The sequence below is a fragment of the Chitinophaga niastensis genome, from assembly GCF_003014755.1.
GTDB lineage: Bacteria > Bacteroidota > Bacteroidia > Chitinophagales > Chitinophagaceae > Chitinophaga > Chitinophaga niastensis.
Genome location: NZ_PYAW01000004.1, coordinates 138,990 through 154,645 on the forward strand (window position 1 = coordinate 138,990; position 15,656 = coordinate 154,645).

At 40.2% G+C, this 15,656-nt stretch carries 12 protein-coding genes; 9 read left to right on the forward strand and 3 right to left on the reverse strand.

Going from position 1 to position 15,656, the window contains the following annotated elements; translation table 11 throughout:
- Positions 1–40 precede the first annotated feature (40 nt).
- The 6 genes from CLV51_RS19450 (at position 41) to CLV51_RS19475 (ending at position 9,701) form a co-directional block, all read left to right on the forward strand.
- Positions 41–1,294 carry a thioredoxin family protein gene (locus CLV51_RS19450; RefSeq protein ID WP_158267071.1) on the forward strand — a complete coding sequence of 418 codons (1,254 nt, stop codon included), beginning with the start codon at positions 41–43 and terminating at the stop codon, positions 1,292–1,294.
- Between the two features lie 687 nt (positions 1,295–1,981).
- Positions 1,982–2,557 (forward strand): RNA polymerase sigma-70 factor, encoded by a 576-nt coding sequence (locus CLV51_RS19455; RefSeq protein ID WP_106529752.1) that lies wholly within the window; start codon positions 1,982–1,984, stop codon positions 2,555–2,557.
- Positions 2,558–2,639: 82 nt separating this feature from the next.
- Positions 2,640–3,758, forward strand: coding sequence for a FecR family protein (locus CLV51_RS19460; RefSeq protein ID WP_106529753.1), 1,119 nt, complete (start codon positions 2,640–2,642; stop codon positions 3,756–3,758).
- A gap of 159 nt (positions 3,759–3,917) precedes the next feature.
- Positions 3,918–7,361, forward strand: a complete 3,444-nt coding sequence (locus CLV51_RS19465) for a TonB-dependent receptor (RefSeq protein ID WP_106529754.1) — start codon at positions 3,918–3,920, stop codon at positions 7,359–7,361.
- A 53-nt stretch (positions 7,362–7,414) separates the two neighbouring features.
- Positions 7,415–8,950 carry a RagB/SusD family nutrient uptake outer membrane protein gene (locus CLV51_RS19470; RefSeq protein ID WP_158267072.1) on the forward strand — a complete coding sequence of 512 codons (1,536 nt, stop codon included), beginning with the start codon at positions 7,415–7,417 and terminating at the stop codon, positions 8,948–8,950.
- A gap of 478 nt (positions 8,951–9,428) precedes the next feature.
- A complete protein-coding gene (locus CLV51_RS19475; RefSeq protein WP_106529756.1) occupies positions 9,429–9,701 on the forward strand; it encodes a DUF4242 domain-containing protein in 273 nt (90 codons plus the stop codon).
- 87 nt (positions 9,702–9,788) lie between these two features.
- On the opposite strand, the gene CLV51_RS19480 is transcribed toward CLV51_RS19475, so the two are convergent.
- Entirely contained in the window at positions 9,789–10,082 is a 294-nt protein-coding gene (locus CLV51_RS19480; RefSeq protein WP_106529757.1) for a hypothetical protein, read from the reverse strand.
- A 206-nt stretch (positions 10,083–10,288) separates the two neighbouring features.
- On the opposite strand from CLV51_RS19480, the gene CLV51_RS19485 reads away from it, so the two are divergent.
- Entirely contained in the window at positions 10,289–10,867 is a 579-nt protein-coding gene (locus tag CLV51_RS19485; protein ID WP_158267073.1) for a hypothetical protein, read from the forward strand.
- Between the two features lie 471 nt (positions 10,868–11,338).
- Here CLV51_RS19485 and CLV51_RS19490 read toward each other — a convergent pair whose 3' ends face one another.
- Positions 11,339–11,680, reverse strand: a complete 342-nt coding sequence (locus tag CLV51_RS19490) for a hypothetical protein (protein WP_106529759.1) — start codon at positions 11,678–11,680, stop codon at positions 11,339–11,341.
- A 99-nt stretch (positions 11,681–11,779) separates the two neighbouring features.
- Positions 11,780–13,624 (reverse strand): serine hydrolase domain-containing protein, encoded by a 1,845-nt coding sequence (locus tag CLV51_RS19495; protein ID WP_106529760.1) that lies wholly within the window; start codon positions 13,622–13,624, stop codon positions 11,780–11,782.
- 265 nt (positions 13,625–13,889) lie between these two features.
- On the opposite strand from CLV51_RS19495, the gene CLV51_RS19500 reads away from it, so the two are divergent.
- Complete coding sequence (locus CLV51_RS19500; protein WP_158267074.1) at positions 13,890–14,861, forward strand: sensor histidine kinase; 972 nt, start codon at positions 13,890–13,892, stop codon at positions 14,859–14,861.
- The gene (locus CLV51_RS19505; protein WP_106529762.1) at positions 14,862–15,569 is read left to right on the forward strand and encodes a LytR/AlgR family response regulator transcription factor; all 708 of its coding nucleotides are present in this window, start codon (positions 14,862–14,864) and stop codon (positions 15,567–15,569) included. It begins immediately after the preceding gene.
- Positions 15,570–15,656: the final 87 nt, after the last annotated feature.

Consider the following 15,656-nt stretch of genomic DNA (forward strand, 5'->3'; position numbering starts at 1 on the left):
TTCCAAATGCATATTTTACATAATTCTTAAATCAAAAAAAATGAAGTGGTTTAAAAAAACAACACCTATTTGTCTGGTCTTTTTAGGATTAGCTGGCTCCCCGGTAATTGCGTATGCACAGGGTATTAATTTCCTTCACAATCTGGATGAAGCGTTAGCTAAAGCTAAGGTGGAAGATAAATTAGTGTTTGTGGACTTTTATACATCATGGTGTGGACCTTGTAAAGCATTATCGAACGAAGTGTTTCCTTTAGCGGAGGTAGGCAGCTTTTTCAATGCACGCTTTATCAATTGTAAGATACAATGCGACGATAAAGGGGTAGGTGTTGAGCTAGGAAAGAAATACCAGGTAAACGCGTACCCTACGCTAATGTTCCTTGATAAGAATGGGGAGATGGTGCATTCAGAAGCAGATGCTCCTTCAGCCGAAGGGTTGATACAACTTGCAAAAACTGCAATGGATCCGCAAAAGAATTTGCTATCGATTATAAAGGAGTGGAACTCTGGTAACCGGGATGAAGCGTTTACGAAAAAATATTTTACGACACTTAAAGAAGCTTACAGAACTGAAAAAGCAACTATTGATTTTAATAGTTATTTCAACAAATTAAGTGCTGAAGACAAGGTTAAGAAAAGCACTTTCGAATTAATAAAATTACTTGGGATAGCGCCTTTCTCGCCTGTCTTTGAGTACCTGGAAGCTAACCGGATACAGTACATTCAATCAACTGATTCCGGCGAAGTAGATAAATTTGTTGCTACTACTTATCTGGGGTATTTAAGGAATTTGGTCGTCTTTGGAACAAGAGCGGAGTTCCAGGCGGCCAAGGCAAAATTCAAAGCTAAGAATTACTCATATTTTGAGGAATATTCCATGTTTTGTGGCGTGTTTGAAACAAAAGATAGTACCGGAAAGGCTGATATAAATAATTACATGCAGCGAGGCACAGCGTTTTTAACAAAATATGGCCGGAATAATGATGCTTATACGCTTTCATTAACCAGTTTATTGGGTAATTATACAGGAAGGGCAGATGCAGGTGTAGCAGGAATAAAATGGATGGAAGACCTGCTCGAACGAAATCCTGATCCCAACTACTTAAGCGTTTATTTTTATATACTTTGGAGAAATTTCCATTTTGATAAAGCGATCGCGGTTGGAAAAGAAATGCGTGCCAATGCTATTAAAGCGGGCGATTCAACAAAAACGATTGATGCGCAAATAGCCATGGTAGAAGGTCTTGTGAGTAAAGCTGCTGCAAAAGCACAGGAGGATAAAAATAAAATGAATTAATGTTGCTTTCCAGGTAATTTGATACTGAGCCAATCAGTAATTACCTGGATCTGGTGAAGTGGCTCTATAAAACAGTACTTTCATCCGCACTGTTTTATAGAACCATATTGGAGTACAGCTATTGTCAAAATTTTAGGGGTCATGTTTTTTGTAAGCCCCGCACTGAAAAATCATTCAGCTATGTAGTTTCCAGCGGCGCTATAGAAAGACTGATCATTATCAGCGTGGGGAGTAAGCGTAATATCCTTGACGACGATCTGCCAATCGTTCATCCTGGGCGTTAAAGGATAAAATCAGAAATTATTCCAGCTATTTACGCTTCTTTTTCAAAGAGCTCCATGTTAATATTGTAAAACTTCTTGAAATTCGTACGAATGTTGTGTATAAATCGCCTTTGTATTTGCGGTTATTTACCAGGGCAATTTCATAATATTCTTTATTTAAAAGCTATTTACATATTGATTATCATTATAGAATATGCTTTTAAATATCAGGCATGTTAACTATAAACATTGTGGTTGGCTCTTCAATTTCGATTTGCGAGATCCAGATTTTACTATAACTTTGATAGTTACCTCCAGGAAAGAGATAGGTGCCACGGCGTAACCTGTCTTAAAAATCCGGACTTAATTGGTTTCCAGCCAGTATTGAAAATAATCCAACGAACTATTTTTAAACTTGTTCCAATTGCCTGATTATACTACATATTCGGATATCGAATTAACAGATTTACTAAAAGCCGGCAAACATGGCGCATTTGCTGAAATTTATAACCGGTACATATTCACGCTGCTAAATCACGCAAATAATAAACTGTATGACCGGGAAGAAGCTAAGGATGTTGTTCATGAAGTTTTCACGATGTTGTGGTCTAAACGTGGGAGCTTGCAAATAACTAACCTTTCCGGTTACCTCTATACATCCGTTCGGAATATCATATTAAATCAGATCGCTCATAAAAGCGTTCGGGATAAATATATACTTTCGATGGCACATTTTTCAGAACAGGGAAGTATCAAAACAGATCACCTGATCAGGGAGCATCAACTAAGCGAATTAATAGAAAAGGAGATTGCCGCCCTTCCTGTTAAAATGCGGAATGTCTTTGAATTGAACAGAAAAAAACATCTAAGTCACAGAGAAATCTCCATAGAATTGAATATTTCTGAACAAACAGTGAGCAAACATATCACAAATGCCCTGAGGATCCTGAGGACCAAATTTGGTCTTTACCTTTATTTATGCTGGTTCTTCCACCGCTAAATAAGTTAATTTTATTTTTTTTACCTGTTTGGCCTTACTTACTTGTCTTGTAGATAGGCAAAGGATTAAAATCCTTAAAAATATGCAGGAAAAAGAGATAATTGAAATCCTTCGTAAGTACAAAAGTGGAAAGGCTACGGAAGAAGAAAAAGCCTTTCTGGAATCCTGGTATTTGCAATACCGGGAACAGGATGAATTAAAATGCGATGCCAGGGATTTATTGCAGGATGCAGCCGAAATCTGGGGAAATCTGCAAAAACAAACCCCAAAGCCAAAACAATTTATATTATGGCCTCGAATTGCTGCGGCTATGTTAATCCTGATTTTTTTGGGAGGATATCTATTTAGGCGTGATACCCCCTTACCCCCACTCCATAAAACCGTTCAACAGCCTATTCTGCCTGGCGGAAACAAGGCAATGCTCACACTGGCCGATGGCACTAAAGTATCCCTAAACGATGCAAAAAAAGGAGAGATAGCCAACCAGGCGGGAGTAAAGCTTGAAAAAACGGAAGATGGGCAAATTGTTTACACCGTTACCAACTCTGAAGAATCATCGGAATTACCTGCGTTTAATACGATAGAGACGCCCAGAGGCGGGCAATTTCAGGTCGACCTGCCTGATGGGTCCAAAGTATGGCTCAACGCCACTTCCTCCTTAAAATACCCGGTGTACTTTAAAGGTGCAAAAGAAAGGCAGGTAGTGTTAAAAGGTGAAGCTTATTTTGAAATTGCAAAAGATGAAACAAAACCTTTTATCGTCAAAACTGACGATCAGGAAGTAAGGGTATTGGGAACACATTTCAATATAAACGCTTATGCAGATGAAGCTTCCGTTAGAACAACCTTACTGGAAGGAAGTGTGCAGGTATCTTCAGATCATGTGACCAAACAAATCAGCCCAGGCCAGCAGACCATCCTTACAAACAAGCATATCAATATCATTGAAACAGATGGGCAGATGGCTATTGCCTGGAAAAATGGACAATTCGAATTTGACAATGCGGATATTACATCTGTCATGCGCCAATTATCCCGATGGTATGACATTCAGGTTATCTACGAAGGCGAAATACCTAAACTGCATTATTCTGGCTCCGTGTCCAGGAACGACGATATATCAGTGATTCTTAGTATGCTCAAAAAGACAGGAAAGATTAATTTCAAAATTGACAAAAGAAACATTATAGTGAACAAGTAATTGGTTATAAAAACAAAAAAAGAAAATAAATAAACAATAAAATCAACCAAATTTCAACAAAAAAAATAGCCGCAGAATGAGCCAACATTCTACGGCTAAGGCTTAAAACAATTCATTAAATCTAATGAATCAAATTAAAAACTAACCTAAATCTAAGGTATGAAACTATCTATGCAATCTCAAAAAATTGTAGGGGGCAAACTATGCAATGACCTCAGCTACAGTTCAATCAACCAGCCTGCATCGCCCGACCGAAAAGGACATTGGGTAAAGGTATTATTAAGAACAACGAAAATTACAGGACTTTTAATTTTTGCCATCTGCATACAAGTACGTTCTGAAGCTTACTCCCAACAGATTACCTTAAAAAGAAAAAACGCCTCCTTAAAAAGTGTGCTTAAAGAGATCCATTCGCAAACAGGGTATGAATTACTATACAGTGAGGAGGTGATTGATCTGTCTGTTCCTGTTTCTGTGAATTTTAATCACATTCCCTTAAAAGCAGCGCTCGACCAGATTTTTATTAGCCAACCTCTCACCTATAGTATTGAAGAAAAAACAATACTGATCAGTGAAAAAGAAAAAAAAACGATTAACAATATCAACACCTATTTTAGTTCGATAGATGTAACGGGTACTGTATCAGATGAAAATAATCTTCCGCTACCCGGTGCATCCGTACGAGTTAAAGGGACTGACATAGCGGTTATAACAGGTAGAACGGGTGCTTTTAATCTGAAAAACGTGCCGGAAAATTCAACCCTGGTAATTTCCTTTATTGGTTATATCACCCAGGAGGTTAAAGCCCAAAAAGATATGGGAAATATAAAATTGACCATAACGACTGCGAAATTGGGAGAGCTTATTGTGGTTGGTTATGGTACCCAGGAAAGAAGAGATCTGACCGGCTCCATTGGGAAACTGAGCGGGGCCACCGTTGCCACCCAACCCGTAGAAAGCTTTGATAAAGCACTGGCAGGCAGGATAACGGGCGTTCTGGTTACACAGAGTAGCGGCATATTAGGTGACCCACCCACTATACGTATCAGGGGTACTAATTCATTAACATCCGGTAATAATCCATTGTATGTTTTGGATGGGGTTCCGATTGTTACCAGTAACAGCAGTTCCATTATTCCTACCAATCCACTGGGTGACATCAACCCTTCCGACATTGAAAGTATTGAAGTGTTAAAAGATGGTTCTGCATCTGCCATTTATGGATCCAGAGCCGCATCAGGGGTAGTTTTGATCACTACAAAAAAAGGGGTGAAGGGAAAAACCGCGGTAAATTACGATTCGTGGGTGGGCATTTCTCAAATCGGAAAACGATATAAAATGCTGGATGCCGACCAATTTATACAAATCAGTAATGAGAAGTTTACCAATGCAGGCTTAGATCCACAGGCTTTTCCAACTTTGGGCCCCGATGGGAAACCATATAATACGGACTGGCAAAAAGTTATTTTCAGAACTGCGTATTCACACAACCATAATTTATCCCTAAGTGGTGGAACAGATAAATCTAACTATTATTTTTCTGCCGGATTCACTGATCTGCAAGGTGTAACGGTTGATAACTCACTAAGAAAATACACGGTGATGGGCAAGGTGGAGCAGAAAGCGCTCAATATATTTACTTTTGGTTTGAATACCGCCATCAGCTATGTACAGAATAACGGTTTAAATACAGATCCCGGTGCTATTAGCGGGAACGTGGGCTCGGGTTTGGTGCTGTTTCCAAATGTGCCGGTTTACAACCCGGACGGTTCCTACAATATCACCGGCAATGCCCTGGGCAGGGGTGCCAATAAGATTGGAATTGCCAATGACCTGCCCAACATGAAAGCAGTACTGGATAATAACGTGTACCGGAACCAAAGTTTGACGATCAATGGAAATGCCTTTGTGAGTGTAAAAATCATTGATGGCCTGACGGTAAGATCACAGCTCGGCATCAACGCAAAATACGGTGAAGACTATAATTATTGGAACCCGCTCATCGGGGACGGACAAAGCACTAATGGTTATATTTACCAACAGTACAATCCCTCTTTTAATTATGTCTGGACCAATAACCTCAGCTATAATAAAACCTTGGACCGTCATCATATAGGCGTTGTTGCCGGTACAGAGTTCCAAAAAACGAGAATAAGAAATTTTAATGCATCAGGAACTGGTTTATCCAATATCTATTTTGGCCCCGAAAATTTAATCTCCGGCACCGTGGCCAATCAATTTGTGGGTGGTGATATTACTGAAAATGCAATCAGCTCCTATTTTGGAAGGGTCAACTACAGTTTTTCCGATCGCTATCTGCTTACCCTGACTTACAGGTCAGATCGTTTATCCAGTCTCGGTCCCAACAGTAAAGCCACTAATTTACCTGGTGTCTCCGTAGGCTGGAGATTATCTGATGAAGGCTTCTTTAAAAAATCCAGTACACTTGCTTTCATTAACGAACTTAAAATAAGGGCCAGTTATGCCAAAACCGGCAACGCGGACATAGGTAATTATCCATTTGCCAACATTTACGCACCCAATACCTATGGATCACAAAATGGCGTATCCTACAGTACTTTTGGAAATCAGCGCCTGACATTCGAAACATCCAACAAATACGATGTTGGTCTTGATGCGTCCTTCTTAAAAGACCGCATTACTATTATTGTTGATTACTATCAAAACAATAATAATAACCTGATATTAAGTGTTCCCACCGCCCGTTCACTTGGCGTGCCCAATAATACCATTGCCGAAAATATTGGTGCATTGTACAATCACGGATATGAATTTGCGATCAGTTCAAAAAACATCCTCAACAAATCGTTTACCTGGACAACAGACCTGAATCTTTCTTTTAACAAAAGTAAGATTACAGAACTTTACAATGGACAGGATATTATCTATTCTGCGTCAATATACCGGGTGGGCCTGCCTAGAAATGAAAATTACCTGTATCAGTCTGCAGGGGTAAACCCGGCTAACGGAAACCCACTATTTATAAAAGCAAACGGCCAGATGGTACAGGGAAATATTCCTAATACCACCTATTACAATTATGACCCTAAGAGTCCCGGTGATCTGTCTACACCAACATCTTTAGTTTCTACAGACAGAAAGCCTTCAGGCACTTTTACCCCCACTTTCTTTGGCAGCGTGAATAATATGTTCACCTATAAAAACTTTGATCTGACTTTATATTTTGTCTTTTCAGGAGGTAACAAGATTCTTAACGGTGACCGCGCGGGTTTCCTGACAGACAACAGTTTCGAGAATACCAGTGTTGAAATATTAAACCGATGGACGACCCCGGGGCAGATCACCAACGTTCCAAGGTTGTATTCCGGAGGCAGTGCTTTTCATACCGCCTCTACAGCTTACCTGGAAAGCGGGGCTTTTATCCGCGCCCAGCAGCTTAAGTTGGGTTATTCCTTCCCCTCCTATATGATCCATCACATCGGATTGAATAAGGTACATCTCTATGCAGCTGCCGATAATGCTTTCCTCATTACAAAATATAAAGGACTCGACCCTGAACTTTCAGGAGGCAGCAACCCAAAAGCAAGAACAATCACTATTGGATTAAATGTTGGACTCTAATTTCTGATAACATGATCTACTCTAAATCAATCATAAAAATCGCAGGCCTTGCAATGGCATTTATAGGTGTATTGTTAGTAGGTTCCTGCAAGAAAGCTACTGAACTGCAGCCTAAGGACGCCCTTCCATCTTCAGTCGCTTTTAATACGTCCGCAAACGTTGAACTTTCCGTTATCGGCATATATGGCACCGCCCAGGGAGCTATTTTCAATGGCGATGAAATTATCCATAATGAACTGCGTGGTGAGGATATGATATCCAGCGGATTTAGTCCGAATATATACCTGAACAGCATCATTACCACTGATAATAATATAAGTGGTGCCTGGACCAATCTCTACGCGGTCATCAATCAAACAAATACTTTTATTGAAGGGGTGCATGCTGCATTGGCAAAAAACATACTTACCCCTGCCGCTGCTGCATCTTATGAAGGGGAAGCCCGTTTCCTGAGAGCATTATCCCATCATGAGTTGGTGATCAATTTTGCCCGTCCGTTTTTGGATAATGCAGGCGCCAGCCCTGGTGTGCCTTATCGCACCATTGCTGTTAATACACCTGACGGATTGAATGCCGCCATGCAGGTAGACAGAGGAACGGTTAAAGATGATTATACCCAGATGCTGGCAGATCTTGATTATGCAGAAGCTAATCTGATAGATAATAAATCGCACACGATATCCCGTGCCAGCAAGGGCGCTGCTATCGCGCTTAAAACACGTATTAAACTGCATATGGGCGACTGGGCGGGTGTGATGACCGAGGCCACCAAATTAGGTGCAAGTGGTAGTGGGGGCTCCTATACCAGTCCAATAGGATCTTATCAGCTCACAGCCAGCCCTGATGGCCCGTTTGTCAGTAACGGCCATAATACTGAATCGATTTTCTCTATTGAAAACTCAAGCAGCTCCAACTCCGGTGTGAATACCGCGTTACCGGCCCTCTTTGGTTACACAGATGGAAATGGAAGGGGATGGTATATCACCAGCCCTAATTTATATAATGCGGCTTTCTGGGTTTCCAGTGATGCCAGAAGAGCGTTATTGCAAATCCAGAATACCAGTGATGGTTCCTCCAAATTTGTTTTTAACAATAAGTACCGCGATCAGGCAAATTTAACCGACTGGACGCCGATCATAAGGTATGCTGAAGTATTATTAAATGCCGCAGAAGCTACTTCGCGCATTGGTTCGTCTGCCGCTGCTGCACTTAGCTTACTCAATGCAGTCCGCAACCGCGCTGTAGCTCCCGGAGATCAGTATACCAGTACCTCTTTTCCGACAACAAGTGCTTTAACACAAGCCATATTAAACGAAAGACGAATAGAATTTGCCGGAGAAGGTTTAAGATGGCCTGATATACATCGCCTATCTAAGGACCCTATCTTTTCAACAGGAGATATTCCTGCAAAAGTCTCCTACACAGATGTAAAGTCAGATGGCTCAAACTACGATATCGTTAATCGCCCTGTTTGCCGTTCAAAGATTGCAGCAGTACCTTATACCGACCACCGCTTTGTCTGGCCTTTCCCCCAAAGTGAGACGATCACTAATCCATTGCTGTCAAAAGAACAAAATCCAGGTTATTGAGCGACCCCAATGCCGGTTAATTGAACTGCCCATTTTGGAGCCAGGTTCCTCATAAGATTACCGGATTTATTATCCCCCTGCAAACATTACGTTTGTAGGGGGTTTGTATTTTATTAAGTCCAAATCCTTTGTTAATTAATGTTATATAGTTGAGCATGGAATTTAGCTCAGGCAAAAACTACGTGACAAAGGACTACCAACGTACGCTACCAGGCAGCACTACATCCCAAATAAATGACTACAACTTAATTGTCAATGTAACCCGGTATTATTTGTAAATTCAGGTATTGAAAATCAACTGTCATTTTTCCGGAGCTTACGCCTGTCAGCGAGTTCTACCTCAGTGCTTTCGGCCATTCTACTTTAAACTAAAAAAAGTAATGAAAGTAGCATTACAAAACATGAGAAGCTGGTATCGCTTTATATTTTGCTCTTCTGGCTTACAGGAGAACTATTAATAATACTAAAACATTTCATTATGCCTAAGTATGTAATTGAAAGGGAAATTCCGGGAGCAGGAAAATTAACTTCCGAACAATTGAAAGAAATTTCACAAACATCTTGTGCAGTATTAAGCAAGATGGGATCTCAGATTCAGTGGGTGCATAGCTATGTAACGAATGATAAAATATATTGCATTTATAATGCACCAAACGAGGAAATGGTTCGTGAACACGCAAAGCAAGGCGGATTTCCCGCAAATTCAGTAAGCAAGGTTTCAGCAATCATAGACCCGACAACTGCTGAATGATTTGTTTAGTCAACCATTGCTCAAATTGATAAATGAAGTCAGAAGAATTAAGAACGGCAGCCATATTGATTGTCGTTAAAGATATCCTTAATCATTATTTTTCTCCTTTTGCTCCGCCTTCCAGATAAGCAGATCGATTCCTGATAGCCCCGAAGGATGTGTTGTTGTTTCTCCCTTTTCCACTTTTATAATCGGGGCAATCGTCTTGATGGGCTTAGCATCACTTGCAAAATCAGTCGTCGCTGGCCGGTTATTTTCCCAAAAATTTGACAGGAAATTTAAGGCTTGTTGAGGGGTATCTATCTTCTCTTCCTCCTTCAACAATTCCAAAAGTTTCAAATCGAATCTTACTGGAACTGGTTTGTTTTTTTCTTTTGCCATAGTTACAAATATATGGAATCATAACCGATTCTATGCTGGCTGTACTATTTGCCACAGCAGCATGATGTAGTGTAATTGTCTCTCTCCCGGGAATTCAGGTATTAAAGGTTCCAGCCGTTGTATTGTTTTTCTTTCGTCTTAAATTTTTACGCCAGTTGCAATATCTGCCGGGATTTGCCTAAATTAAAGCCTTATAATAAAAAACTATGATGCGCCACCTATTCAGACTATGCCTGTTGCTTTTTATTTGTTTGCCAGCTATGGCTCAAAAAAAAAGTAACGAATTACATTTTACCAGCAGCCAGCAGCAATTAATTACGGTGTACAAGGGCACCATTTTCGTGAACGGGAATAAAGCTTTTGTGTTCCATGAAGACATTATTAACTACAGCAGCAAACGTAACCGCCTGATAGAAGACGGTCATTCCGTTTTCCTCTTCCTGGAGGTCAACGGAAGCCCGAATAAGAACAGGTTGTATGTATTCAATATTGACCATTCCCTGGCAGATTCCATATTGAATGCCATCAGCTCAGATGTTAAAGACTACGACCATGACGGCAACCTTGAGTTTGGAGGTAGTGATCTGACAGAAAAATATCCTGCTGCGGATTCGATGTATTACATCCCTTCAAAATTCTATGAAATAAAGCGGGGTAAGATTACTTATGATGCGGAACTGACAGAAACAACAGACAAAAAGGTAAATGGTGTTTATCTCGCCGAACCATTGGATAATAAAGGAAATTGCTGCAAAGTTATTCCAAAGCCTAAGAAACGTTATTAACAGTAATATTTCCAGGCTGTTAATTTTTATCAGATACGGGCTTTGAGTATTATTACTCAAAGCCTTTTTTGTTATTTACCTCACTGACCAGGCCCTGCAACTGAACAGTACATTATGCTGGAGCTACAAATGCTAATGGAAAAGCATCCTTTAATTTTTACATCAATGATTTAACAAGCGTGTTTACCTGTACAATACAGGGAATTAACTCGCAGGGAGTATGCTGCGCCAGAATTATATTACAGTGATTAAATTGTAGTGGCTCACCTATTTTTAACCGGAGAATTAATATATTATTCTATACCTCCTTATACGCTGTTTGCGAAAAACCTGGTTATTGCATCTATTACATTTCATAAAATGGTGTTTCAAACGCCACCAAAATATTTTGCATGCAGCCTCCTAAAAACAAGCAAATATTTAAGTTTGCTTATTTTACATTAAAGCCCATTCACAATAACCTCAAAAAAATTACGAACCAGATTTTGGAATGAATTTTTGTAATAAGCCTGGGAGAGAAGCTGCAATTGCACCGGTTGCCGCTGAGCCCAATCCGAATTTACTAGCCAGACTACCTAACAAGCCGCCTTCAATAGCGCTTACAACCGGACTTCCTGATGTCAGGGCATTTTCCAATTGTCCCATTAATCCACCTAAACCGCCAGACTCTGTTTGTTGACCCGCCAGGCCATTTGCCATATGGGTTGCAATTTCATTATGAACAGCTTCCTGTTGATCTGCAGGAATAGCAGCCGCTAATTCAGGATTATTGGCAAAATGATCCTGTACCGATTTTAAGATTTCGTCAAACATGTTTATTAGTTTTAGTTTTATTGAAATGTAAAATACGGAAACATTTCAATTGCGGGATTGAATTTTTACTAATACTCCCCGTATACCGGTTATTGCAAATTACATAGCCCATGTACGTAAACCAATCCAGCCATAATCCAACAAAAATAGGGTTATGAGGAATATGGATACAGCTGTAATTAATAACCACCACTTAATAAACCGGTTGGGCCATTTTTTAAATTGCTTCACCACTAAAACCAAGGTGATTGTTGCTAACAGACCGGATAATAAAGTGCCGGTAAAAATTGCCAAAGACCGGGAGCCTATTGTACGAAGCTGGTAAGCCAGATAATTTGCATCCAACGCATTAAAGAAATTCATTAGCCCCCAGATCAATAACATTACACTCAATACGGGTAAAAGTGTCAGGGGTAATCTTCTCCATTTCAATTTGCCGGCTAATGAAGCGATAATAGATACAATGCCTAATGGTAAAGATAATAAAGCTAAGATGACTGTAATGGCAATAATACTCAGTTTATCGATGGTGGCTACCGCCGAAACTTTTTCACAATATTGATCGTTGATAACAACCATCCGTTTACCCGCTTCATTCCGGGTAAAAATGACACTTGGTGCAATGGTGCCCTCTTCGCGAAAGGTTAATGAGGATGTTTGCAGTAATTTCACCTTTCTTCCAAAAAAATTGTAATACAGGTTATCCTTATCTATTTCCACCTTAACCACTATCAACCTGTCTTTGAAGGTTAACAGGTCAAACCGGGGAGCCTCGTATTGATAATAACCCAGGTAAGGACTAATGGTTGTTTTGTCAAGCGGTTCGTCTTTTAGTATTCTTTCGGGCTTATTCCTTTCAAAGTACTGAATGATCAGGTCTTCAATGGATCTCAGTCCGCCATTCCCGTTGGATGACAATACCAATCCTATCCCCGATTCGTGGCTATAGAGATAATCCGAGCTGCAGGTTCCTACTGAGCCCATGTGCCCTCTGAATAAGGATTTATAATAAAGGTGGCCCGATGCATTGGCCATAGCATAACCGGTTTTTAACCCGGCCTTCGCTGCCAGCGAACTATGTGGCGTTTCCATGTCATGTATACCAGCCGCCGAAAGGATTGGGCTGCCCTCCCGAAGGAATAATTGGAGGAATTTTACCATGTCGTCAGCGCATGACCATAACGATGCTGCCGGCCCGAATAAAACGGTTACCGAAGGCACCTGTTTCATCAGTCCGGATGAATCAGCGTATTCTTTTACTTCTTTATCCGGATACTTTCCCCACAAATTGAAATTAGTGTTATGCATACCCAGCGGCAACAGTAATTCTTCCGTCAGATAGCGTTCATATTCAAGCCCCGTTAGTTTTTTGATGATGTATCCTAAAATAATATAATTGACATTACAGTAAGTATACCTGCTTCCCGGTTTCCACCGGCACACCATGGAGTTTTTATGTAGCAATATTAGATCCTTGTTGGTATATGTTTTCTTGTCCAGCGTATACGCATTATCAAACTTAATATCATCGAATCCGGTAGTATGTTCCAATAAATTAATGATCCTGACCGGGTGGTCAGCTTCCCATTGATTCTGAAATGGAACATCCGGCGCGATGTTTTTTAACAGATCATTGAGCTGTAATTTCCCCTGCTCAACCAATTTCAGTATCCCCAGCGCGACAAATGATTTGGTGATGGAACCCAATCTGCATAGGGTCTGATTGTCTACCGGCCTTTTAGTCTGCAAATCCGCATAACCAAAACCGCCTGAAAATAGCACGGAGTCTTTTGTTGTAATACCCAGCATCAGGCCCGGTATGTGTTGCTCTTGCACAATGATGCGTATGGAGTCTGTAAGTTGTTTAACAGTATTAATGGTTTTTTGAGAAGATGACTGATAGTAGCATAATACCGATAGCGCTAAAAGCAACAATTGCTTCATAAGTTTTCTTTTGGGCAAATGTTCATCGTAAAAAGCCGCCTTAAAAAAAATAAGGTCAGATGTACTCTTTTCCCTGGCAGAAAGACAAACATCCGGTTCTAAATTTTAGTCATTCATTTGGACAGGTTTAACATTTATTTGTTGCAATTTGACAGCAATTCCTGCTATTTCGTGCTAAGTTTTGCATATTTGCTATGTGGAGCTATCAAAGGCATCAATGAACAAATTCTTCGAAAAGGGGATCAGAAGGCATATCCTCTTTTGCATGGCCCTATTATCCCTTTTTTGCCTGATTATTTTCAGCAGCCGCTATTACAAGGAAATTACACCCAGAGCGATCTTTCTATACCTGTTAGTCTTATGCAGCATCTATACAGCCAGATGGATCTCCAGGAAGTGGCTGCTGAAGGATAAATGGATGTTGTTTATCCTTTTTACCTGTATTTCGATAGCCCTTTTTTCTACAATCGGTGTAATAGGCTTTGCTTATTTTATGAATTTCAAATTCGATGGAGGAGATAACGCGCGATTCATTTTTGTTTTCATTCCAGGACTTGTTATCCTATCGATTGGTGGAGCGAGCTTTTTAGCTATTACCCGGATAGCCGTGAGACAACAGTTAAATGAGGCAAACGTCGCCCGGCAGCAAAAGGAACGTGAATTAAGCCTGTTACTATCTCAACTAAGCCCTCATTTTCTTTTTAACACGCTGAATAATTTATATGGTCTTTCCATCAGGCAGCATGAAACAATTCCTGGCTTATTATTGAAGTTGTCCGACCTGTTGAGATATTCAGTCTATGAAGCCAGACAGCATTCCGTATTGTTAAAAGACGAGGTGGCCTACATTCATAATTACATAGCTATGGAAAAAATCAGATTGGGGCAAAGGCTTATTATAAATACACATATGGAAGAAATCATTGGCCGGGTTAAGATTGCGCCTATGCTATTTATCGTATTCGTGGAAAATGCGTTTAAACATGCCAGGAATACAACGGACGAAAAAATCAGGATCGATATGGACTTGTCTGTAGAGAATAGTACGATATATTTTTCCATCCGGAATAGTTACAGCATGGAAAATATGGCCAGGATGTCTTCAAACAAAAATTCAGGACTAGGCATCGAAAGTACCATTAAGCGGCTTCAATTGTTATATCCTGGAGAATACTTGTTGGAGCGGCAAAAAGAGAACGATCGTTACAAAGTGCAACTTCAACTTAAAGCATGGTAAATGAATAGGATCAATTGTCTTATTGTAGACGACGAGCCGATTGCGGGCGATATTATCCTGAATTATTGCAGCACCTATCCGGCGTTACACGTAGTAGCCACCTGCCTCAATGCCTTTGAGGCCAGGAGGATATTAGGAGAGAACGTTATCGACATTATTTTTTTAGACATAGAAATGCCGGTACTGGATGGGATCGGGTTTTTACATACGCTTAAAAATCCTCCGCAGATCATATTTACCACAGCCTATAAGGAATATGCAGTTACCGCATTCGACCTGGCTGCCTGCGACTATCTCGTGAAACCCTTTTCCCTGGAAAGATTTATAATAGCAGTCGACAAAGCAATGGAGCGGTTAAGCACTCCTGTGCAAGTTGCGCTTAAAAGCAATAGTATTAACGATGACTACCTTTTTATTAAAACAGATGGTAAAATTCATAAGATTAACTACGATGAATTATTATATGCCGAAGCAAATGGTAATTATACAAGAATAATTACGCTGAACGCCTCATTAGCACAGAATATGGCTTTTTTAAGCATGGAAGCACTTCTTCCTGATACGCATTTTATCCGGGTGCATCGATCTTTTATAATCAACAAATCGAAAATTTCTCATATTGAAGGGAACCGGGTATTTATTGGTAAATATGAAATACCGATAGGTAGTAATTATAAAGAAACTTTTTTTAAAGCAATTGGATTGTAATGCAAACAGAAAAATGATATTTTCTGAATAATATCCGGGAATAAAAATTCTTTACAGAGGCTGCCCCTGATCTATTGGGGCAGCCTC